The sequence below is a fragment of the Hymenobacter sp. BT491 genome, from assembly GCF_014349165.1.
GTDB lineage: Bacteria > Bacteroidota > Bacteroidia > Cytophagales > Hymenobacteraceae > Hymenobacter > Hymenobacter jejuensis.
On sequence record NZ_JACSJJ010000001.1, the window covers coordinates 1131411 to 1154742 of the forward strand.

Here is a 23332-nt window from a genome sequence, read left to right on the forward strand (position 1 = left end):
CAAAAACCGACCTGTATGGCTACCAGACTTTTACTAATCCTCCTTTTTGCGACCAACACGCTGCTGGCACTTGCCCAAAGCGGCGGGATCCGCGGCCGGATTACCGATGCGGCCACCGGCGAATCGCTGGCTGGGGTAAACGTGATCTTATCGGGCACCAACCGCGGCACGGCCACCGGTTCGGGAGGCGAATTTGAGCTGACCGGACTGGCGCCGGGTTCCCACAACATCCGGTTTTCCTTTATTGGCTATCAGGCTCCGGCCCAAACAGTTACAGTCGGCAACGACATCGTGGACCTGGGCACCATTACCTTGCAGCAAAGCGCCGTGATGGCGGGTGAAGTGGTGGTTTCGGCTTCGCGGCGGCCCGAAAAGCTGACCGAGGCTCCGGCTACCATCAGCGTGATTAACTCGCGCAATATCAGCGAGTTGCCCTCTTTCAACGTGGGTGAGCTCATCGCCCGGCAAAAAGGCGTCGACTACATCCGGACCGGCGTGCTGGGTACAGGCCTGAACGTGCGCGGCTTCAACAGCGCATTCAACCCCAAAAACCTGCAAATGAACGACGCCCGCCTCTCGACGCTCATCGCGACGGGCCTGCCGCTGGGGCCGCTCACGAGCGTGGTGAAAGAGGACATTGAGCGCATCGAAATCATTCTGGGACCTTCGGCGGCGCTTTATGGCCCCAATGCGCACAACGGCCTGGTGAACACGATCAGCAAAGATCCGCGCACCTCGCAGGGCACGACGGTGGCGTTGGGCTTGGGCAACCAGCGCGTGTTCTCGGCGCGGTTTCGGCACGCCCAGGTGCTGAGCCCGAAGTGGGCATTCAAGGTCACGGGCGAATATACCAAAGGCCAGGATTTCAAGTACGTAGACACGGTTTACTACACCAACACCGCCTTCAAGCCCGCCAAATTTCACGCTGCCCCGGAGATTGATCTGAACCGCAATTTCAACTCCCTGCACGGCGAGGCGGCGGTTTATTACAGCCTAAATGAAAAGTCGGACGTGATTGTGTCGTACGGCGGCAACCAGTCGAATTTCCTGGCTCAAACCAATGCCGGCCGCAACCAGATCAAGGATTGGCAGGTGCATTACTTGCACGCCCGCTACGTGTCGCCGCGGGTGTTTGCCCAGGTTTATCACACCTGGAGCAACACCGACAATACCTACGCCATTAACCAGCGCACGCAGAACTACCTGAGCTTCAAGGATGCCGGGTTCAGCGAAGAAGAAGCTCGCCGCCGCTCCTACGAAGAGCAGTGGTTTGGCACTACCACCACGTCAGGCGTTGCACTGAAGCGCGGCGCAGTTTTCAAAGACAACTCACGCCGCCTCAACGCCGAGATTCAGTACAACAACTCATGGCAGGGCTTTGACGTGATTGTAGGCTCGCAGTATCAGCGCGACATGGCCAATAGCCGTCACTCTTATCTGTTTGATAGTCAAGGTAATATAATTATCAACCAGATCGGCGTGTATGCTCAGGTTGAAAAGAAGATTTTTGGCGACGTGAAAGCCATTGCGGCGGCTCGCGCCGACAAGCACGATCTGTACGGCTTCAACTTCATTCCGAAAGCCGGGTTGGTGTGGAACAAAAACGAGCAGTCGGTGCGCCTGACTTACGGCAAAGGCATTGCGGCGCCCACCATTCTCAACCTCGATGGCTATCTGTTTGGGGGTCTGTTGATTGGCAACGGCGAAGGCTACACGCTCAGCGACGGCACCAAGATCGACAAGCTGCAAGTCGAAACCATTAACTCGGTGGAAGTGGGCTACAAAGGCAAAATCACGCCTAAGTTTTACTTCGACGCCAACGCGTACTACAACACCTCCGAAAACTTCCTGAGCCCCGCCATCAACATCGCTACCCAAGGCCGGAAAGTGACCCAGCGCGGCAGTACGCCCCTTTCGGAGGTGGTGCCCGGCACGCCCGAATCAGGCGCTGCCACGTTGCTGACCTACGTGAACTTCGGCAAGGTAAACACCTACGGCGCTGACCTTGGGGCGACGTATTACCTGACCAATGCTTTCAACCTGGTGCTGAACTACTCTTATTTCGGTTACGATCTTGATAAGAACGACAAGCGCAACGACGGCAACAAGGATGGTAAAGTGCAGACTCAGATCGACTTACCTATCAACACGCCGTCGAACAAAGCCAGCTTCGCCGTGAATTACAGCGGCAAGAAGTTCTTCGGGTCGGTGTTTACGCGCTGGGTGCAGGAGTATGATTTCTTCTCGGGCATCAACGTTGCTGCGGCGGCCAACACGGAGCTGGGCATCAAGGAAAACGCGCGCTACGGCCGCACCTGGAACTACGGCCCGCTCGGCGGCTTCACCAACGTAGACGTGAGCGCGGGTTACCACGTCAACAGCTACCTCACGGCTTCGGCGCAGGTCGTCAACCTGTTCGATTCGAAGGTGCGCGAATTTGTCGCCTCGCCGTTCATCGGCCGCCTGTATTCGGTGGAACTGAAAGTGAACTTGCCTGCCATTCACAAGCAGTAATCTTCGTTGCTGAGCATGCAAAAAGAGGCCATGACGCACCGTCATGGCCTCTTTTTGCAATTGTATTACTTGGATTTACCGCTCTCCACGGCAAGCTTTTGATAATACGGCGGTTTGTCCGCGCGCGGTTTTTGATGGGCACTTATGGTGGCAGAAGTACCCAAAGTTCCTCTGATGATCTGCACCAAGCCCGTGGGGTACACGCCAAGCAGAATCAGGAGCAGGGCCAGACCTACCATCGTGCCCATGCTGGTCAGGTAAACGGGGTGGGCCAAGATGGGCTGCGGCTCACTCGCGGTTTCCGTTTCGGGCTGCTGAAACATGACGGCGATGATCTGGATGTAGTAATACAGGCCGATTACGCTGTTGACGACCAAGATCACGACCGGCAGCCAAAGCTGGCTGTTGATGCCGGCCGCCAGCACGTAGAATTTGCCCACAAAACCCGCCGTGAGCGGAATGCCAGCCAGCGAAAGCAGCATCGCCGTGAAGATGGCCGCAATCCAGGGGCGACGCCAGAGCAAGCCGCGGTAGTCGGAGAGCAGCTCCGCATCGCGCTCAGAATCAGAGAGAACGACAATGACGCCGAACGCGCCCACGCTGGTGATGAAGTAAGCCGCCAGGTAAAACGTGACCGCTTCCACGCCCAGTTGGTCGCCGGCCAGAAAGGCCACCAGCAGGTAGCCCAGGTGCGCAATGGAAGAGTAAGCCAGAATGCGCTTAACGTTTTGTTGACGCAGAGCCAGCAGGTTGCCGGCAAACATGGAAGCAATGGCGATTACGGTGAAAATCAGCACCAAAGCTGGGTAGCGGTAGCCATCGGCCTGCGAAAAAAACCGAATCAGCAGGGCCAGCATGCCGCCCTTCGAGACGGTGGCAATGAACGCCGTGACCGGCGCGGGTGCCCCTTCGTACACGTCGGGCGTCCACATATGAAACGGCACAACGCCCAGCTTAAAGCCAACGCCAATAATCATCATGCCGAGGCCTGTTAGCAGCAAAACCGGCAGTTTCGGCACGTTTGCCAAGAACTCCGCAAGGCCCGCAAACGCCATCGTGCCGGTGCTGGCGTACACCAGCGCCATGCCGAACAGCAGGAACGCCGAGGAGAACGCCGCCAGAATCAGGTACTTCACGCCGGCTTCGTCGGAGCGCTCGCGGGTGCGTAGGTAAGCGATCAGGCCATAGAGCGACACGCTTAGAATTTCCAGCCCCAAGAATAAGCCCACAAAATGCTGGCTGATCACCAATACGCACGCGCCTAACGTGCTCAATATCAATAAGATATAATATTCTTCTTTTCGTTCTTCCCGCTGCTCGAAATAAGTATAGGACAACACACTGATTACCAGCGAAGTAAGCAAAATCAGCCCCAAATACAGCAAGGCAAAGCCATCGATCACGAACAGCGGCCGGATGAGGTAATGGGTAACCGAGCGCAGCCAGAATAGCGAAGCGAAAGCACCGGCCTGCGCCAGCACCGTCACTCCGTAAATAATCCGGTGGTTCCGCCGCACGGCGATGATGAGCATGATCACCAATGTGGCCAAAGTCAGGATGAGCAGCGGCAGCAGATGGAAGAAATCGTTCTGGCTCATAATCAGCTGCTTATAATTTGCGAAGGGCGAGGGAGTCGGCGGAGGCAACGGGCAGTGTGGCTTGCTGCCGTGCCACTTGCGGGGCGGTGGGCGGCGCCTGGTAAGCCTTTAGCTGCTGATTGATAGCGGGTTGGGCGGTGTTCAGGACGGGCTGCGGGTTGAGACCCAGCCACAAAATCAGCAGCACTAAGGGCACGGCAATCAGCATTTCGCGCGGGTTCAGGTCGGGTAGAAGGATGCTGGGCTGCACCGGACCCAGAAATACCCGCTGCATCAGCCACAGCGAATAGGCCGTGGCCAGCACCAGACCGCAGGCGGCCAGCACCGTTAGGGTGGGGTTGGCCTGCCACGCCCCAACCAGCGTCAGAAATTCCGCAATGAAGTTGCCCAGGCCCGGCAAGCCCAGCGAAGCCATCACGAACACCAGCGCAATGACGCCCATGCGGGGGGCCGGCGCCCAGAAGCCGCCCATGCGGTTGATGTCGCGGGTGTGGAGGCGTTGGTAGAGAAAGCCCGAGATAATAAACAGCGCGCCGGTGCTCAGGCCGTGCGTAATCATCTGCATCACAACGCCTTGCAGCGCCCATGCATTGAACGCAAACACGCCCAGCACCACAAACCCCATGTGGCTGACACTGGTGTAGGCCACCAGCCGCTTGAGGTCGGTTTGGGAGTAGGCCAGCATGGCCCCGTACAAGATACCCACCACGCCCAGCAGCATGCCCCAGGGCGCAAACTCCTGGGCAGCAATCGGAAATAGCGGCAATACAAACCGCAGCAGGCCATACGCCCCGGTTTTTAGCAGCAGCCCCGCCAAAATCACGCTGCCGGCCGTAGGCGCTTCGGAGTGGGCGTCTGGGAGCCACGAATGGAACGGCACCACGGGCAGCTTCACCAGGAAAGCGGCCAGGAACCCGAACATCACCAAGCGTTCGGCCTGAATGGTCATGGGCGTATCGAGAAGGCCGAAATAGCCGAACGTATAGATGCCCGTTGCGTTGCCGTGCAGGAAGTATAAACCCAAGATAGCCAGCAACATAAGTAGCCCGCTAGCCTGCGTAAACAGGAAAAACTTAAAAGCCGCGTAGTTGCGGTTGGCGTGCCCCCAAATGCCGATCAGGAAGTACATCGGGATCAGCATGACCTCCCAGAAAAAGTAAAACAAAAACAAGTCCATGGTGAGGAACACGCCGGTGATGCCCGCCAGCACCCAAAGCAGGTTGAAGTGAAAAAAGCCCACCCGGCTCGTGATTTCGCGCCAGGAAATCAGCACGGCCAGCAGCCCCAGAAAGAAGGTAAGCAATAGCATCAGCAAGCTCAGACCATCGAGGGCAAAGCTCAGACTTACACCAAATTGCGGAATCCAGGGCCGCTCCAGCCGGATCAGCCACGGCGAATTGGCGTCCGCCATGCCCAGGTTGTCGCCCCACATCCAGAGCGTCAGGATAAAGTCGATCAGGACCACCGCGAGGGCGATCCAGCGGGGCAGGCGCTCGCTCCACCGCTGCGAGAGCCACGCCAGCAGTCCGCCTACCATCAACACCACAATCAGCCAGATCAGTATCATAGCAGAATACTTAGGGTGAGAATAGCCGCCGCGCCTAATGCAATGCCTGTCAAGTAGTTGCGTAATACGCCGTTTTGCGTCTGGGCCAGTAGTCCGTGCAGGGCCTGGGTGAGGTCGGTGAGCAGGGTGTAGAACCGATCGATGACGTCGCGGCGGTTGAGGTTGGCCAAAAACACGTAGGGCCGCACCAGCAACGCGTCGTAGAGCGCATCAAAACCCCAGCCCGCGTGCCAGAACCGGTGCAGCGCCATCGCCGGCCCGGAGCGCTCCAGGCTTTGCACCATCGCCGGGCTTTTTAAGTAGAATACATAGGCCACGTAGATGCCGCTCAGCGAAACCGCCGCCGCTACCAGCTGCATAATCCACTCCAGCTCATCGTAGTTGGGCTTGACCACAACATCGGGCAAAACCGGACGCAAGAAGTTGGAAAACAGCGTGAACTGGGCCAGGTTGTGCGGCAGCTCGATAAAGCCGCCCACCAGCGAAAGCACGGCCAGCACCACCAGCGGCAGCGTCATCCGGGAGCCGGGATAATGGACGATGGGCGTTTTGCTTTCGCCGAAAAAGGTGATGAACACCATCCGAAACGTGTACACCGACGTGATAAATGCGCCCAGCAGCGCCGCTGCGTAAAGACCCAAGCTGCCGCGCTCGCCGGCGAAGCTCAGCCATAAAATCTGGTCTTTGCTGTAGAAGCCGGCGGTTACCAAAGGCAAAGCAGCCAGCGAAGCCGAACCGATCAGGAAGGTCCAGAACACGACGGGCATCTTATGGCGCAGTCCGCCCATGCGCGTCATGTCGTGCTCGTGGTGCAGGGCCTGAATGACGACCCCGGCGCCCAGAAACAGCAGCGCTTTGAAGAAGGCATGAATCATGAAATGGAAGATGCCTGCCGACCACGCCCCCAAGCCCAATGCCAGAAACATGTACCCAATCTGGCTGATGGTGGAGTAAGCCAGCACGCGCTTTAAGTCGTTCTGAGTGAGGGCGCTACAGCCGGCAATCAGCAGGGTAAGCGCCCCGATAACGGCCACCGTGGCCTGTGCCACCGGGGCCAGCTCGAATACGACGTGCATGCGCGTAATCAGGTAGACGCCCGCCGTGACCATCGTGGCCGCATGAATCAGCGCCGACACCGGCGACGGGCCGGCCATGGCATCGGGCAGCCACGTTTGCAGCGGCAGCTGCGCCGATTTGCCCACCGCGCCGCCCAGCAGCAACAGCGCCACCGACAACGCCACGGGCGAGCCCACGGGCCACACCTGCGCGGCCTGCTCTGCGATTTGCTGAATGTGCAGCGTACCGAACTGTTGAAACAGCATAAACAGCCCGATCATCATGGCCGTGTCGCCGACGCGCGTGACGATGAAGGCTTTGCGGGCCGCGTAGCCGTTTGCGGGGTTTTTGTACCAGAACCCAATGAGCAGGTTGCTGCACAGGCCCACGCCTTCCCAGCCCAGGTACAGCAGCAGCAGGTTGTCGGCGAGCACCAGCACCAGCATGGCGCCCACAAACAGGTTCATGCAGGCGAAAAAGCGGCTAAAATCCTCATCGTCAGCCATAAACTCGGTAGAGTAGAGGTGGATGAGAAAGCCCACGCAAGTGATAACCAGTACAAATACCAGCGAAAGCGCATCCAAGTGAAAGGCAATGGACGGACTAAAGCCGGCCACGTCAAACCAGTTCCAGAGCACCTGATGGTAGAAGGTCGGGTTGGGCCGGGCCGTGCTGAATTCCAGGGCCACAGCAATCGCTGCCACGGCCGAAAGCCCGATGCTGCCAGCGCCAATGACCGCAGCGACGGCCCGCGACAAACGCGGGCCAACCAGCAGGAGCACAATTGCGCCGGCGAACGGGAAGGCGAGAATCAACCACAGGTAGTGTGCCATAGCGTTATCCTCTCATTAGGTTGGCAGCATCGCTGTCGAGGGTTTTGAGGCGGTGATAGATCTGGAGGATAAGTGCCAGTCCGACAGACACTTCCGCGGCGGCCATGGTCAGGATGAAGATGAACATGACCTGCCCATCGGGCTGCGCCCAGTGCGAGCCGGCCACGATAAAAGCCAGCCCGGCGGCGTTGAGCATGATCTCCACGGAGATGAGCATGAAGATGATGTTGCGGCGAATCAGCACGCTGATCAGCCCGAGCATAAACAGGATGCCGGCCAGCAGCAACCCGGATTCCATCGAGACGGGGTTCATGCGGCGGCCTCCTGTTCCAAAAAGCGGTGAATGACTTTTTTCTTCTGCCGGCCCAGGTGATACGCGCCCACGATGCCGGCCATCAGCAGCATGCCGCTCAGCTCCACGCCCAGCACATAGGGCCCGTACAGCGACAGGCCCACGGCTTTGGCATCGACGGCCCGCACAGCGGAAGCGGCTGTGTTGTCGGTGGTTACGATGTAGATCAGCTCGCCAAACAGCACCAAACAAAGCACCGCCGGCCCGGCCCAGACGCCGGGCGTGAGCCATTGCTTTTCGTGCTGCACGTCCTCGTAAGTGAGGTTCAGCATCATGATCACGAAGATGATCAGCACTACGATGGCGCCCGCGTAAATGATGATTTCCAGGGCAGCCATAAACGGCGCCCCGAGTGTGAAAAACACCACGGAGATCGCCAGAAACGACACCACCAGGTAGAGCAGCGCGTGGATCAGATTGTAGCAGGTGATCACCAAAAAGGTAGCCGCTACCGCTACGGCCGCCGCAACGTAGAAAGTTAATGCCATAACGGTCAGGGGATTAAGCTTTTGATATCGATGGGCTCGCGTTCGTTCTCGGCTTCTCCTTTGTCTTTGCCGCCGATGGCCATGCCGGCCACCTTGTAGTAGTTGTAGCCGGGGTACTTGCCCTGCCCGTTGATGAGCAGGTCCTTTTTCTCGTACACCAGGTTCTGGCGGTCGTACTCACCCATCTCGAAGTCGGGAATGAGCTGGATGGCGTAGGTGGGGCAGGCTTCTTCGCAGAAACCGCAGAAAATGCAGCGCGAAAAGTTGATGCGGAAAAACTCCGGGTAGCGCCTACCGGTCTCATCCTGAGTGGCTTGCAGCGAGATGCAATCGACAGGGCAGGCCGCCGCGCAGAGATAGCAGCCCACGCAGCGCTCGCCCATGTCGGGGTCGCGCGTGAGCACAATGCGGCCCCGCCACCGCGTTGAAAGCGGCGCTTTCTCTTCGGGATACTGAATGGTTTCGCGCTTGTGAAACGCATGCAGAAACGTAAGCCACATACTGCGCAGAAGACTGAACATGGTCGCGGGGCTTTGAGGTGAGGGTAGAGAATAGGCGAGAATAACTTCACTCACGTCTGTCATCCTGAGCAGCGCGAAGGACCTTATCAGCGTTGCAGACGGCTGTTGTTCTGGCGTGAGAGGGTCCTTCACTCTGCACAGGATGACAATTAAGTTGTTTAGTAACTATTTGTTAATCAATACAATAGCCGCCGTCACCATCAGGTTCAGCAGCGTGAGGGGGAGCAGGATTTTCCAGCCGTATTCCATGAGCTGGTCGTAGCGGGGGCGGGGCATGGAGGCCCGGAGCAGGATAAATAAGCTGATGAACACGAACGTCTTGAGCACGAACCACACCATTGGCGGCAGGAACGCCGGGCCGAGCCAGCCGCCGAAATACAGCGTCACGACGAGGCAGGAAATCAGGGTGATGCCCATGTATTCGCCGATGAAGAACATGCCGAACTTCATGCCCGAATACTCGGAGTGAAAGCCCGCGATCAGCTCGCTTTCCGCCTCTGGAATGTCGAAGGGCAGGCGGTGCGTTTCGGCGACGCCGGCAATCAGGAAGATGACGAAGCCGATGAATTGCGGGATCACGTACCACATGCCGCGCTGAGCTTCCACGATTTCGCGCAGGTTGAACGAGCCGCTGAGCAGCACCACGCCCATCAAAGCGAGGCCCATAAATACCTCATAGGAAATCATTTGCGCCGCACCGCGCATGGCGCCCAGCAGGGCGTATTTGTTGTCGGAAGCCCAGCCGCCGAGGATGATGCTGTAAGCGCCCATCGACGAAGCAGCCAGGAAAAACAGCAGCCCAATGTTGAGGTCGGCGACCACCACGCCGGGGGCAAACGGGATGATCACGAAGCCCATCAGCACCGACACCACCACGATGGCAGGCGCCAGCACGAACACCGGCTTGTCGGCAAACGGTGGAATCCAGTCTTCCTTGAAAAACAGCTTGATCGTGTCCACGAGCACGATAAACAGGCCAAATGGCCCCGCGCGGTTCGGGCCGTAGCGATCCTGCCAGAGCGCCAACATGCGGCGTTCCATCCAGATCAGTCCGGCGGCCACGTTGAGCACCGCGAACAGCACCCCGCCGACAATCAGTAGGTAACTTGGGCTTGCTGCTTCCATTGTAAATCGCTGTTTAAGATGGCCCAGGCAGGTAATTCGGCATAAGGAACGCCCGGCAAACCGACCGGCAAACCGGCCGTGCCGCTTGGGAAATCGGGGCTAATCCGGACCGGCAGCCGGTAGGCCTGGCCGCCGACGTTGAACTCCAGCGGCTCGCCCACGGCGAGTTTCATAGCCAGCGCATCGTTGGCATTGAGCATCACGTAGGGCGACGGGGCGCGCTCGTGAATGCCGGGCGCGTGCATGCTCAGCTCTTCCGAGCCGAAAGTGTGGTGCACCGGCAGCAGGAGCAGGTGCCCGGCCAGCGGTTGAAACTCTTCGGGCGCGCTGGCGAAAAACGCCTCGGCGGCTTTGGCGGCCGGCTCGATCAACCGCACGCCGGGGTCGCCGCCGTGCAGGTGGCCCCCGATTTCTTGCTGGTACTTGTTCGTAGATTGGATGGAGTTCCAGCCCGGCGCCCAGAAGAAAGGAATCATGGAAGCGGGCGGCTCGCCGCGGTAGCCTTCCATGGTATAAGACATGGCCGAATCGGGATCTTCCGGCGGCTTGGGCTCGCTCACGTTGAGGTTAGCGCGCATGGCGGTGCGTCCGCTGTAGCGGTGCGGCTCACGAGGGATTCTCTGCCCCGCAATGCGGAAATCGGCATGTGGGGTAATTTCCTCAATACCAGTGAGTTCGGGCTGTGCGGTAGTGATGGCCCGCAAAACATCATCGAAAGCGCGCCATTTCGCTATCTGGTTGTGAGACAATACATTGCCTAATTCCATCAGCCAGCGCCAACTCTCTTGGATATCGTCGGGTGTGGGATAGACTTGGTAGAACCGCTGGGCGCGGCCTTCGTTGTTGATGAGCGTGCCATCGGCCTCGGAAAAAGTGCCGGCGGGCAGCAGAATGTTGGCCTTTTCGGTGGTCGGGTTGTGCAGGTGATCGAGCACGATGACTTGTTTGCAGGTGGCCAGAAAACGGGTGACGGTCGCCTGCGGCGCGCGGCGGAACAGGTCGTTTTCCAAAATAATCGCCGTATCGGCGTGGCCGTTCCCGATAGCATCGAACGCCGATTCGAGGCGGTGGCCGCCCAACATGGTCAGGCCCAAGCTGTTGCATTCGGGCAGCGTGAGCACGATGCCGGCCGCTTTTTCACGGACCACCAAAGCCGCCGCGATGTTGGCGGCGGCGTTCAGCACCGCTTCGCTGCCGCTGGAAGTGCCCGAAATGACCAACGGCTTTTTGGCGGCTATCAGGGCATCGGCGATCTGTTGGGCCAGCGTTTGCATCTCCTGCAGCAAGCCTTCCGCCTCGGCGGCATCGGGGTGAATGAGGTGGGCCACGGCAAAGCCCAGGCGGGCAATGTCGTCGGGGGAGGCGAAGTAGGTTTGGGTGGCGATTTCGTCGAGCTTGGTGTGGTCGAGCGTCGCGCTGAAGAGCGGGCCGCGCTCGTTTTGCAGCAATTCACGTACGGCGGCATCCTGCCACACCGGGAACTTGGCTTTCGGAACTTCTTCGGCGATAGGCTGTTGGCGCACCGACTGCCGCACGGCCAGCGCCAGCATGGGGGCCGAGTTGGTCAGGTCTTCGCCAAGGATAAATACGGCGTCGGCTTGCTCTACTTCTCGCAGCGAAGTGCTGCGGGCTGGGCCTTCGCGCAGAATGCGCAGGGCGAGGCAGATCAGATCGTGCTCGGCGTCGGAAACGCCGTCGTAGAAGTTGGCCTCACCGACCAGCGTTTTCAGGGCAAAATTCGATTCCAGAGAAGCCCGCGGCGACCCGATGCCAATCACGCGGCCTTGCTTAATGGCGGCGGCCGTGGCTTGCAGCGCGGTCTGCTTGTCCGTGGCTTCCGGTAACTGATTGCGTAGCAAGGGCTTGTGAATGCGATTGGCGCTGTTCACAAACTCATACCCGAAGCGCCCCCGATCGCAGAGGAAATAGCCGTTGACCTCGCCGTTGTAGCGGTTAGTGATGTTGCGCAGCGAGCCGTAGCGCTCGCCGGCCGTGATGTTGCAGCCCAGACTGCAATGGTGGCACACCGACGGGGCCATCGTGAGGTCCCATTTGCGGGTGTAGTGCTGCTTGAGCGTTTTGTCGGTGAAGACGCCGGTGGGGCACACCTCGGCAAGGTTGCCGCTAAACTCGCTTTCCAGCACGCCGTCTTCGCTGCGGCCAAAATAGAGGTGGTTGTGGGCGGCAAACACGTCCAGGTCTTTGCCGCCGGCATAGTCTTTATAGAAGCGCACGCACCGAAAACACTGGATGCAGCGGTTCATTTCGTGGTTGAGAAACGGCCCCAGGTACTGGTTGCGGTAGGTGCGCTTGTCGAAGCGGTACTGGCGGTAGTTGTGGCCGGTCATCACGGTCATGTCCTGGAGGTGGCAGGAGCCGCCCTCGTCGCACACGGCGCAGTCGTGGGGGTGGTTGGTCATGAGCCAGCCGATGACGTGGGCGCGGAATTCCTTGGCTTCCGCATCCGAAATGGACAGGCGCAGCCCGTCGCGTACCGATTCCATGCACGACATGAACAGCTTGCCCCGGGTGTCGCTCTCGTCCTTGAAAATCTTCACGGCGCACTGCCGGCAGGCCCCCACCGAGCCCATCGCCGGGTGCCAGCAAAAGTAGGGCAGGTCGAAGCCCAGCGCGAGGCAGACTTCCAGCAGGTTTTTGCCCGCGCTCACCTCGTAAGGCTTGTTCTCTATATAGATGGTTGCCATACCTTGCTCCAGGGACAGTGATGCTCGTAGATGTGTCGTTCAAAATCCTCCCTGAAGTATTTCAGGGCACTTTGGAGCGGTTCCATGGCGCCGGGCGCGAGCGCGCAGAACGTGTTGCCGGGGCCGAGGTATTTGGTGTGAAACTCCAGCGCTTGCATATCTTCGGGATGGCCGCGGCCCTGGTCGATGGCGAGCAGGAGCCTTTCCACCCACGGCAGCCCTTCGCGGCACGGTGTGCAGAAGCCGCACGATTCCTGGGCAAAAAAGTGCTGGAGGTTGTGCACAAAGCCCACCGGGCAGGTTTGGTCATCCAGAATAATCATCGTGCCCGTGCCCAGCCGACTGCCCGCCGCCTGAATGGAGGCATAATCCATGGGCGTGTCGAGGTGCTGCTCCACCAGAAAGTCGGTGGAGGCACCGCCCGGCAGCACGCCTTTGAACAGGTAGCCGTCCTGCATGCCGCCTGCGTAGTCTTCCAGCAGCTCCCGGATCGTGACGCCCATCGGCAGCTCCCAGCAGCCGGGCGTCTTGACGCGGCCACTCACGCCGTAGAGCTTGGTGCCCGTATCGGCGCTCTTGCTCAGGCCTTTATACCATTCCACGCCGTTGTTAACGATGTGCGGCAGGTTGCACAGCGTCTCGACGTTGTTGACGATGGTGGGTTTGCCAAACAACCCGCTCACCTGCGGAAACGGCGGCTTGGCCCGCGGGTGTGCCCGCTTACCCTCCAGGGCATTCAGCAGGGCCGTTTCTTCGCCGCACATGTAGCGGCCCACGCCGGTGTGCAGGTACATTTCCAGGTTGTAGCCCGAACCCAGGATGTCCTTGCCCAGATAGCCCGCGTCGTACGCCTCCTGAATGGCTTTGGTAATCTCTTGAGCAGCAAGCTTATAGGCCCAACGCAGGAACACGTAGGAAATGTTGGCCTGAATGGCATACGCCGCCACAATCATCCCTTCGAGGAGCTGGTGGGGGTTGCCTTCCAGCAAGAGCCGGTCTTTGAAGGTGCCAGGCTCCATCTCGTCGGCGTTGGCTACCAAGTACTTAGGCATCGCCGCGTCAGGACCCATTGGGACAAAGCTCCACTTCAGCCCCGTGGCAAACCCGGCGCCGCCTCGTCCTTTCAGGTTCGAGTCTTTCACCAAGTTCTGCACCTCGGTCGGCGTCATTTCCTTCAGCACCTTTCGCACCGACTGGTAGCCGCCCACTTGCTCATACTCTTTGAGGCTGAGGGGTTTGCGGCCCGCGACAATGTGCTGGGTAAGGGGCGTTTCCATGGGGAGCCCGCTTTAGGGTTAGCTGTATTTGCTCAAAATCTCGTCGAGTTGGTCCACCGTCAAATTGCGGTACAGGTCGTTGCCAATCATCAGGGCCGGGGCACGGTCGCAGGTGCCGAGGCAGGCGTTGGGCAGGAGGGTAAAGCGCCCATCCTCAGTGGTTTGGCCGTATTGGATGCCTAAGTTGGTAAAGAGATAATCGCGGATTTCTTCGTAGCCCATCACCCAGCAGCTGATGCTGTCGCAGAGCAAAATCACATGCCGCCCGACCGGCCGCCGGAAAATCAGGTTGTAGAACGTCGCCACGCTGTCGAGCTCGGCGGGCGACATATCCACAATCTCGGCTACGTCTTTCAGGCTTTCGTCGGAGATCCAGCCGCGGTTGTGCTGCACGATTTTCAGTGCCTCAATACAGGCCGCTTTTCTCTTCGGAACGAGGCTGATTTCGTGCTCGATTTGCAGGATTTCCTCGGCGGTAAGCATGGCGAATGATGGCTGGTGCTATGATTTATAAATTATTAATAATCAAGTACTTATATACTATGTATCAGAAGCCGTATTCCCGGTCCGACCGCCTTAGCGGTCCGACCGGTTGACGCCTGAACATCCGCCCCAACAGGCCAAACACCCATCGTGCTGCCGGCGATCGGTCGGACCTATAAGGCGCTCATAACGAGGGGGTTACCGGTCAATATCAGCCAAGACATAATCCATAGCACCCAGGATGGAAAGCAAGTCGGCGACGGAGTAGCCTTTGCTGATGTAGGGTAGCATTTGCATGTGCGGAAACGAGGGAGTGCGGATGCGCACGCGGTAGGGCGAGGTGTTGCCGTCGCTGGTGAGGTAGTAGCCGTTGGCGCCTTTGGTGGCTTCAATGCAGCTCATGGCCTCGCCGGGCGGAATCACCGGCCCCCAGCTCACTCCCAGAAAGTGGGTGATGAGCGTTTCGATGTCGTGCATGGTGCGGTGTTTCAGGGGCGGCGTGGTAAGCGGGTGATCGGCTTTGTAGGGGCCTTCAGGCATGTTTTTCATGCATTGCTCGATGATGCGCAGGCTTTGGCGCATTTCGGCTACGCGCACCAAAGCGCGGTCGTAGCAGTCGCCGTTGGTGGCGGTGGGCACCTCAAAATCAAACATCTCGTAACCGGAGTAGGGCCGCTTTTTGCGAAAATCCCACTCGAAGCCGCAGGCCCGCAGGTTGGGGCCGGTTACGCCCCATTCGATGGCTTCTTCCAGGGTGAAAATGCCGATGCCCTGGGTGCGCGCCTTGAAAATGCTGTTACGCAGCACCATGTTGTCGTATTCCTTTAGCTTTTTGGGGAAGTAATCGAGGAAATTCTTGACCAGCCGCTCCCAGCCGATGGGCAAATCCTGCGACACGCCGCCGATGCGGAACCAGTTGGGGTGCATGCGTCCGCCGCACACGGCTTCCACAATGTCGAACACGCGCTCGCGGTCGGTGAACATGTAGAAGACCGGCGAAAGCTGGCCGATGTCCTGCGCGAACGTGCCGTACCACACCAGATGACTGGCAATGCGGAACAGCTCGCACAGCATCACCCGAATCACCTTCACCCGATCGGGCACCTCAATGCCCGCCAGCTTCTCCACGGCCAGCAGATAGGCGAGGTTGTTCATGACGCCGCCCAAGTAGTCAACGCGGTCAGTATAAGGGATATAGGTGTGCCACGATTGGCGCTCGCCCATTTTCTCGGCGCCGCGGTGGTGAAAGCCGATGTCGGGAATCGCATCGACAATGTCTTCGCCGTCGAGCTGCAAAATGATGCGGAGTACGCCGTGCGTGCCGGGGTGCTGCGGCCCGATGTTCAAGAACATGAAATCGCTGTCTTCGCTCTGGCGCTCCAGGCCCCATTCTTCGGGGCGGAATTGCAGGGCGGCCTGCTCGCGGTCCTGCTTGTCGTCGTAGAGCTGGAAGGGGCCCATTTCGGTGGCCCGCGCCGGGTGCTCTTTGCGCAGTGGGTGGCCCTGCCAGGTGCGCGGCATCAGGATGCGCGACAGGTGCGGGTGGCCGTCGAACTTGATGCCGAACATGTCGAAAATCTCGCGCTCGTACCAGTTCGCGTTGGCCCACAAGCCCGTAATGCTGGGCGCCGACGGAAATTCGCCAGTCAGCCCGACCTTCAGCCGAATAAACTCGTTGCGGCCAAACGAAAACAGGTGATACACCAGCGTAAAGCTGTACGGCGCGTGGCCGTTATCCCGCTTGCGGGTGCGCTCGTCGAGAGCCGTGAGGTCGAACAGCAGGCGGAAGGGCTGGGCAACCTCGTTTTTCAGAAAAGCCAGCACCGGTTTGATCTGGTCAAGCGGCAGCCAGAGGGTGAGGATCTCATCCCGGGTGGTTTGGGGCTTAAAAATGCCTTCGCCAAATCGCGCCTGCAATTGCTCTATAATGCCGCTGCCATTTTCCATGACTAGGAATTTTAAATTCCTGGGATGCTGCTGCTAATTATGTAAAATATTAATTGTCAAACAGTTGTAAAAACTATAAAATCCTCTGTCACCCTGAGCGCAGCGAAGGACCTTCTCACCGTTGCTGACGTCTGTTGTTCTGCCGTGAGAAGGTCCTTCGCTGCGCTCAGGGTGACAGGTGCAGGTGAGGGGAAGGCATGTTTTTCATCTTATTTCTCATACTTCGTCCGGAGAGCGGAAGTCCGTCATCGTGTCCCAGCGTTCGCGCTTGGTGGCCTTTACTTCGGTTTTGTCGGGGCGGAAAACGCCTTGCTCACCGATGGTCCAGCTGAGCGGGCGTTTTTCGTGGCCGACGCGGTCGGCGAGCAGCATCAGGCCTTCCATGAACGCATCGGGGCGGGGCGGGCAGCCGGGCACGTACACGTCCACGGGCAGAAACTTGTCGACGCCCTGCACCACGCTGTAGATGTCGTACATGCCGCCCGAGTTGGCGCACGAACCCATGGAAATCACCCACTTAGGCTCCATCATCTGCTCATGCAGCCGCTTGATAATGGGCGCCATCTTGATGAACACGGTGCCCGCAATGATCATCACGTCGGCTTCGCGGGGCGTGCCGCGGATTACCTCGGCACCGAAGCGGGCCACATCGTATTTTGGCGTCATGCTGGTGGCCATTTCCACGAAGCAGCACGAAAGCCCGAAGTGGAACGGCCACATCGAGTTTTTGCGGCCCCAAGCCAGCAGGTCCTGCACGGTGCTGAGCATAACGCTTTGCTGCACAGTCTCTTCGTAGGAGCTAGTGCCCTGAATGGCGTTGGCGGGCGCGTCGGGTTTCGTGAGCCACCATTTCATAGTTGTGGGCCGTTTTAAGATCGCAACATCCGTTTGTAAGCCCGTAATATGCGTTGGCCATCAGGCCCGAAATCGAGCGCTCCGTTGCGCCATTCGTAGATCAGCACCACTACCAGCAGCACAATGAAGGCCAGCACTCCGCTGTAGCCGTACCAGCCTAACTCCTTGAAAGCGATGGCCCAAGAGACGATAAAGATGGTTTCGATGTCGAAGATGACAAAGAGCATCGCCACCAAATAAAACTGCGAGGAGAAGCGAATGCGCGCGGTGCCTTCGCCTATAATGCCGCCTTCGTAGGGCTCGCCCATGGCACGGGCCGTGTGGTGCTGCCCCAGCGCGTAGGAAAGCCCCAGGATCGCCGCCACCAGCCCCAGCACAATGCCGCCGTACACCAGAAGTGGCCACAATACCGGCCCCGTTCCGCTTGAAGCATGCATAGCCTTTCCGCCTCCGCACGGATTTGAAGTACTACCCGACTAAAATCTATTTGAAAAAAGATAATGCGTTTGCTATCAGGTGCCTGAAATGTAGTGCTCCAGGTTTTCTATAATAAATTTCTGCTCGTCGATGATGTATTTAACGATGTCGCCAATGGAAATCAGGCCGATGACGGTATCGTTTTCCAGCACCGGTAAGTGGCGGATGTAGCGACTGGTCATGAGTTTCATGCACTCCTCGACCGAGTCGTTGGGCGAAACCACCACGGGGTGCTCACTCATGATTTCCTCCACGTGCGTATGCTTCGACGCCTTGCCCCGCAATATCACTTTTCGGGCGTAGTCGCGCTCGGTAAAAATGCCCAGCAGGTGGCCGTCGTGCATTACCATCAGCGCGCCTACGTTTTGCTCCACCATTTGCTCCAGCGCTTGGTAAACGGTGAAAGTGGGTTCTACATAGAAAAGATTTTTGGGTTTTCTCTGCAAAATGTGCCTGACAGTTCCCATGTGGCCCTCCCTTCCGGCTTAGAATTTATTTATACTAAAAATTCAATTTAATATACGAATAATATTGTTGATTTCGCGAATATTATTAATTCATAATTATTTGATCTATAGTTACTTACCGTAGGCAGTAGTAATGAATAACCTCTGGTAAGTCGAATAAAACGCTCCGGGCGCCGTACCGGGCACAGCAAAGCATCGCTGCTGTTTAGTAATATTCTTTTGTCCTCCCTCGGCACGCCGAATTTCCCTTGCTCTTTGGATGACCAATAGCCCTGCAAAAAAACAGCTATAAAAACTGGCTCGCGCCGCGAAAGCAGCCGGAGAGAGGGTGCATTTTTCGATAAAAAGAGGAGCCCCGAGCCGACACGCCGCAAACGTTATCGTGAATAAAGTCAGCGAGTTTCGTGAAGCCAAGGGCAAGTTTTCGGTACTTACCTGGAGTATCCGGCCTAGTCCGGAAATGTTGCGACAACCCTGCAAACCCTAGCTCGCCATGAAGCACATCCCCACAAATCCCACTCATTCTTCCGGCAGCCGGCACGCCGCTGGCCCGAAACGGCAAAACTTAACCTCCGTTTTAGTCGGCATGGCGTTGTTAGCCTTTCTGGGCATCGTACAACCGGTGCAGGGCCAAGCCAAAACCCAGCCGAAGCAGCCCGTTCTGGGAAATCGTTCGGCTAAAATCATCGAACAGAATGGGCTGAAGTTCAAAGACTTGAATAAGAACGGCAAGCTGGACAAGTACGAAGACTGGCGCTTGCCGGCCGAAGCGCGAGCACAGGATTTGCTGAGTAAAATGTCGGTGGAGGAGAAAGTCGGGTTTATGCTCATCAGCAGCACCCGCCTGAAAAACGACTGGTCGTTTGACACGCCCAAAACCAAAGACCCAATCACCAGCGGCTTCAACGAGGATGACATGGTGGCCACCACCAACATGTTTACAAAAAAGCCACTGCCCGTGCCCGTTATGAGCGCTGCCGGCACCACCAAAGCCGTGAGCCAGTACCACTTACGGCATTTTATCCTGCGCGCCAATCCGTCGGCCCGCATCATTGCCGAGTGGGCCAACAACCTACAAGCCCTCTGCGAGCAGCAGCCCCTGGGCATTCCGGCCATTGTGACGTCCAATCCGCGCAACCACATTACCTCCACGGCCGCTATTGGCACCAGCGTGGGGCAAACGGCCTTTTCGACCTGGCCCGGTGAGCTGGGCCTGTCGGCGATGCGCGATCTGAAGCTGACGCGGGAGTTTGCCGACATTGCCCGGCAGGAGTGGGTGGCGACCGGCCTGCGCAAAGGCTACATGTACATGGCCGATTTGGCCACCGAACCCCGGTGGCAGCGCGTAGACGGTACCTTTGGCGAAAATGCCGACTGGGTAGGCCAGATGATCACGCAGGTGATTCTGGGTTTTCAGGGCCCGAAATTAAGCCCCACCTCTGTGGCCCTGACTACCAAGCACTTCCCCGGCGGCGGGGCCGGAAAGGACGGCCAGGACCCGCACTTCGATTGGGGCAAGCAGGAGGTGTTTCCGGGCGGTATGCTGGCCAACAACCTGATTCCGTTCAAGGCCGCCATCAAAGCGGGCACTTCGTCCATCATGCCGTACTATTCGATGCCCGTTGGCACGCAGTACGAGCAGATTGCCTACGCCTACAACAAGGCCATTATTCATGATTTGCTGCGCACGCAGCTCGGCTTCAAGGGCATCATCAACTCCGATACCGGCCCGATTGAGATGATGCCTTGGGGCGTTGAAGACCTGTCGATTACGCAGCGCTACCAACGCGCCCTGGAAGCGGGCGTCAACATCTTCGCCGGCACCGCCGACCCGACCGAACTGCTGAAAACCGTGCAAAGCAACCCCAAAGACATGCCGCTCATCAACGATTCGGTGCGGCGGTTGTTGCTGGAAAAATTTGAGCTGGGCCTGTTCGAAAACCCGTACGTAGACGCAACGGCCGCCGAAAAAATCGTGAACAACCCCCGGTTTGCGGCCCGCGCCAGTCTGGCGATGCGCAAGTCCATTGTGCTGCTGCGCAACGAGACGAAAGCCTTGCCCCTCAAGGCCAAAACGAAAGTGTATTTCGAGACTTACAACAAACGCTTTGGCACGCCGACCACGGGCCCCGGCGATGTGTACGCTTCCAAAGATGCCTCGTATCCCGTCGATTTTGTGGCTACTCCTGAAGAAGCGGACGTTATCTTGCTCTGGATCAAGCCGGGAGCGAAGCCGTTGTTTGCCTCCGATGGGTCGCCCTTGGAGCTTTCCTTGTCTAAAAATGGCGTGGATGTAGCGTATGTCAACGCGCTGGCAGCCAAAAAGCCGACCGTGCTGGCCATCAACTACACCAACCCTTGGGTTATTGGTGAGATTTATGGCGACGCCACCAAAAGCCAGATCAAAGGCGTATTGGCCACTTTCGGCACCACACCCGAAGCGCTGCTCGACGTTGTGACCGGCAAATTCGACCCCACTGGCAAAATGCCCTTTACGACTCCGATCTCCGAAGCTGCCGTTAAGAACCAGAAGGAGGACGTGCCAGGCGACAAGGAAGGCCCTGGTTATCCGCTGTTTAAGTACGACGAAGGGCTTAGCTATAAAGGCAATCTGTAGAAAAATCGGGGCTTGGATGTTGCTTATCCGGAAGCAAACGGCCATTACTGGCTGCATTGTCTGTACTTTTGCGTGGACATTTGCACTTTACCCATGCCTCGATTTTTTGCCTTCCTCTTCTGCTTTTCCTTGATTCTGGCCGCTTGTACCCGCGAGGGCGTAAGGAGCAAGGATACTTCTATGAGCAGAAAGAGCGATATACTGGAAACGATGAAGATTGCGGTGCCGCGCCAGGCCAACCGCAGCGTTTCGTTTACCAACAAAGCCGCCGCCTATTACTTCACGCAAACCCACGAAACCAATCATCCGGAATACACTTGGTTTGAAGGTCTCAACATTGCCAAAAACCGCGTTTTTGGTGGCTACGACCTCTTTGTCGGTGACCAGAAGCTGGACAATCGCGCAGCCGAAGTTGTAGTCTACCCCTACAAGCTGGAGCGGCGGCACGGGCCGGCGCTGGTTGAGGACCTTTGGCTATTTGACTACAAAAACGTACTGGAAATAACCCTGCGTGGGGCCACTCAACCCTTGGGCATTGCGCTAAAGGGCGACAAGGTGCATTACCTGCGCCAGCAGGACAACGTGGCCTTCTTCTCGGCGCGGGAGGGAGGCTACCTTATTGCCGTGGCGCCCAAACAGGCCCAAGCTATCAGTATAATCAGCCAGCGCGTAAGTGCCTCTGGTGATGGATTTTACGTGTTAGTAGGCAAGGGCGAAGCCGAAATTACTGCTTTGTTGCAGGAGGTGCGGCGCAACGGTACCGGCTTGCAGCAAGACCGCCAGGATCGCATGCGGCAATATCTGCTAACCACCACATACCTGCGTTCCAGCAACGATTCGCTGGACCTGGCTCTGCGTTGGCTGGCCACCACCATGGACCAGCTCGTGACGCGCCAGCAGGGCGATGGCATCTACGCCGGCCTGCCTTGGTTTAATGAGTATTGGGGCCGCGATGAGTTCATTGCGCTGCCGGGAGCTGTGTTGGTGACCGGACAGTTTGAAACGGCAAAGCAGATTCTGCTTTCGTTTGCCAAGTTTCAGCAGACCGACAAAAGCTCGCGCTACTACGGTCGGGTGCCTAACATCGTGAATCCGAGCAACATCGATTATCACACCACCGACGGCACGCCGCGGTTTATCATTGGGTTGCAGGACTACGTGAAGTACTCCGGCGACACCTCCCTGATCCGTCAGCTTTACCCCAACGTGCAGGCCAGTATCGAAGGCGCTTTGCAGCATTGGGTGGATGCGAAAGGCTATTTGCTGCACGAAGACAACGAAACCTGGATGGATGCCCGCGATGCCAACCTCGTGGCGTATACGCCGCGCGGCAGTCGGGCCAACGACATTCAGGCGCTGTGGTACCAGCAGTTGCTGGCCGGGGCGTATTTCGCCACCTACATGCACGATTCGGCCAACAAAACGAAGTGGGAACGCTTGGCGCAGCAAGTCAAAACGCATTTTGAGCAGGACTACCGCGACCCGCAGCACGACTACCTCGCCGACCGCCTCGACAAGCAAAACCTAGCCGACTTTACCCTGCGCCCCAACCAGCTCTACGCCCTAGACCTGGTGGACGACCCCGCCTTTAAGCACCAAGTAATTCGCAAAACGTGGGAGGAGTTGGTGTATCCGTGGGGCGTGGCCTCCCTGGATCGCCACGATCCGCAGTTTCATCCGTTTCATCTGGCGCCGGAGTACTACCACAAAGATGCTGCTTACCACCGCGGAGCTATCTGGCTCTGGAACAATGGCATAGCCATGCAGCGCATGATCGAAGCCGGACAGACCGAAACGGCTTACCAACTCTTTGCCAACATGAATCGGCAGGCCCTGACCCGTGGCGTAGTCGGTGGCCTGAGCGAAAACATGGACGCTTATCCGCACCCCGGCGAAAGCTGGCCCCGCCTGACGGGCGCGTACTTACAGGCGTGGTCCAATGCCGAGCAGCTGCGCATCTGGTACCAGTATTTTCTGGGCATCCGCCCCGACATGGCCAACCACCTCCTGACCTTGGCGCCGCGCATGCCGGCTTCGGTCAAGAATCTGGAATACAACTTCTTGGTAGGAAAGAGCTCAGTATCAGCCCGGTATGAGGCTGGCCATACAACGGCGTACTCCTATACTTTCAACGATTTGGAAGCCAAAGTAATAGTTGATGTGTTTCCCTTTGCGCCCACGGCGGTGGCTGTCAAGAAGGAATCGGTGCTGAAAGTAGAAGCAACCGATCAAAAGCTGACGATTCGGCTGGTAGGGCAAGGCGGTAAAATTCTCTCGGAACAGACGGTAGCGCCCTCAGCGGCGTTGCTCGCCCAACGCGAACAAAGCATGAAGATTTTGAGTGGAGTTTCCTTTGCCCAACCGCTTGATTTAAAGCTGCATCCGGTTCTGAATCAGACAAAAAAATAGCCCTTTCGGCAAGCTGGGTTTCAAAGCACCACAGCTTGCCG

Annotated in this window: 17 protein-coding genes; 3 read left to right on the plus strand and 14 right to left on the minus strand. The window is 58.0% G+C overall.

All coding sequences use genetic code 11. The annotated features are described in order from the left end of the window. The first annotated feature begins 15 nt into the window (after positions 1–15). The gene (locus H9I52_RS04930) at positions 16–2514 is read left to right on the plus strand and encodes a TonB-dependent receptor (protein WP_187452916.1); all 2499 of its coding nucleotides are present in this window, start codon (positions 16–18) and stop codon (positions 2512–2514) included. Positions 2515–2579: 65 nt separating this feature from the next. Here the strand turns inward: H9I52_RS04930 and H9I52_RS04935 are convergent, their stop codons facing one another. The 14 genes from H9I52_RS04935 to H9I52_RS05000 all read right to left on the minus strand — a co-directional run bounded on the left by H9I52_RS04935 (position 2580) and on the right by H9I52_RS05000 (position 18265). Further along, positions 2580–4112 carry an NADH-quinone oxidoreductase subunit N gene (locus H9I52_RS04935; RefSeq protein ID WP_187452917.1) on the minus strand — a complete coding sequence of 511 codons (1533 nt, stop codon included), beginning with the start codon at positions 4110–4112 and terminating at the stop codon, positions 2580–2582. A gap of 10 nt (positions 4113–4122) precedes the next feature. Next, positions 4123–5679, minus strand: coding sequence for an NADH-quinone oxidoreductase subunit M (gene nuoM / locus H9I52_RS04940; protein WP_187452918.1), 1557 nt, complete (start codon positions 5677–5679; stop codon positions 4123–4125). Then, positions 5676–7568 (minus strand): NADH-quinone oxidoreductase subunit L, encoded by a 1893-nt coding sequence (gene nuoL / locus H9I52_RS04945; protein ID WP_187452919.1) that lies wholly within the window; start codon positions 7566–7568, stop codon positions 5676–5678. Before nuoL ends, nuoM begins: the two co-directional genes overlap by 4 nt. A 4-nt stretch (positions 7569–7572) precedes the next feature. Further along, complete coding sequence (gene nuoK, locus H9I52_RS04950) at positions 7573–7881, minus strand: NADH-quinone oxidoreductase subunit NuoK (RefSeq protein WP_139513727.1); 309 nt, start codon at positions 7879–7881, stop codon at positions 7573–7575. Next, positions 7878–8408 carry an NADH-quinone oxidoreductase subunit J gene (gene nuoJ / locus H9I52_RS04955; RefSeq protein WP_187452920.1) on the minus strand — a complete coding sequence of 177 codons (531 nt, stop codon included), beginning with the start codon at positions 8406–8408 and terminating at the stop codon, positions 7878–7880. The genes nuoK and nuoJ overlap by 4 nt, the downstream gene beginning before the upstream one ends. A 5-nt stretch (positions 8409–8413) precedes the next feature. Further along, the gene (gene nuoI / locus H9I52_RS04960) at positions 8414–8929 is read right to left on the minus strand and encodes an NADH-quinone oxidoreductase subunit NuoI (RefSeq protein WP_187452921.1); all 516 of its coding nucleotides are present in this window, start codon (positions 8927–8929) and stop codon (positions 8414–8416) included. Between the two features lie 165 nt (positions 8930–9094). Beyond that, complete coding sequence (nuoH, locus tag H9I52_RS04965) at positions 9095–10054, minus strand: NADH-quinone oxidoreductase subunit NuoH (protein ID WP_187452922.1); 960 nt, start codon at positions 10052–10054, stop codon at positions 9095–9097. Continuing rightward, entirely contained in the window at positions 10024–12759 is a 2736-nt protein-coding gene (gene nuoG / locus H9I52_RS04970) for an NADH-quinone oxidoreductase subunit NuoG (RefSeq protein WP_187452923.1), read from the minus strand. Before nuoG ends, nuoH begins: the two co-directional genes overlap by 31 nt. Beyond that, positions 12741–14036 carry an NADH-quinone oxidoreductase subunit NuoF gene (gene nuoF, locus H9I52_RS04975; RefSeq protein WP_187452924.1) on the minus strand — a complete coding sequence of 432 codons (1296 nt, stop codon included), beginning with the start codon at positions 14034–14036 and terminating at the stop codon, positions 12741–12743. The genes nuoG and nuoF overlap by 19 nt, the downstream gene beginning before the upstream one ends. An 18-nt stretch (positions 14037–14054) precedes the next feature. Beyond that, entirely contained in the window at positions 14055–14519 is a 465-nt protein-coding gene (gene nuoE, locus H9I52_RS04980) for an NADH-quinone oxidoreductase subunit NuoE (protein WP_187452925.1), read from the minus strand. A gap of 198 nt (positions 14520–14717) precedes the next feature. Then, entirely contained in the window at positions 14718–16466 is a 1749-nt protein-coding gene (nuoC, locus tag H9I52_RS04985; protein WP_187452926.1) for an NADH-quinone oxidoreductase subunit C/D, read from the minus strand. Between the two features lie 216 nt (positions 16467–16682). Then, positions 16683–17321 (minus strand): NADH-quinone oxidoreductase subunit B, encoded by a 639-nt coding sequence (locus H9I52_RS04990; RefSeq protein ID WP_187452927.1) that lies wholly within the window; start codon positions 17319–17321, stop codon positions 16683–16685. A gap of 14 nt (positions 17322–17335) precedes the next feature. Beyond that, positions 17336–17758, minus strand: a complete 423-nt coding sequence (locus H9I52_RS04995) for an NADH-quinone oxidoreductase subunit A (RefSeq protein WP_187452928.1) — start codon at positions 17756–17758, stop codon at positions 17336–17338. A gap of 75 nt (positions 17759–17833) precedes the next feature. Next, positions 17834–18265 carry a CBS domain-containing protein gene (locus tag H9I52_RS05000; protein ID WP_139513707.1) on the minus strand — a complete coding sequence of 144 codons (432 nt, stop codon included), beginning with the start codon at positions 18263–18265 and terminating at the stop codon, positions 17834–17836. A gap of 586 nt (positions 18266–18851) precedes the next feature. Between H9I52_RS05000 and H9I52_RS05005 the strand changes: the two genes are divergently transcribed. Both H9I52_RS05005 and H9I52_RS05010 read left to right on the plus strand, forming a co-directional pair. Further along, positions 18852–20882 (plus strand): glycoside hydrolase family 3 protein, encoded by a 2031-nt coding sequence (locus tag H9I52_RS05005; protein ID WP_187453103.1) that lies wholly within the window; start codon positions 18852–18854, stop codon positions 20880–20882. Positions 20883–21062: 180 nt separating this feature from the next. Continuing rightward, on the plus strand, positions 21063–23291 hold the full coding sequence (locus H9I52_RS05010; RefSeq protein ID WP_187452929.1) for an amylo-alpha-1,6-glucosidase: 2229 nt from the start codon (positions 21063–21065) through the stop codon (positions 23289–23291). Positions 23292–23332 lie beyond the last annotated feature (41 nt).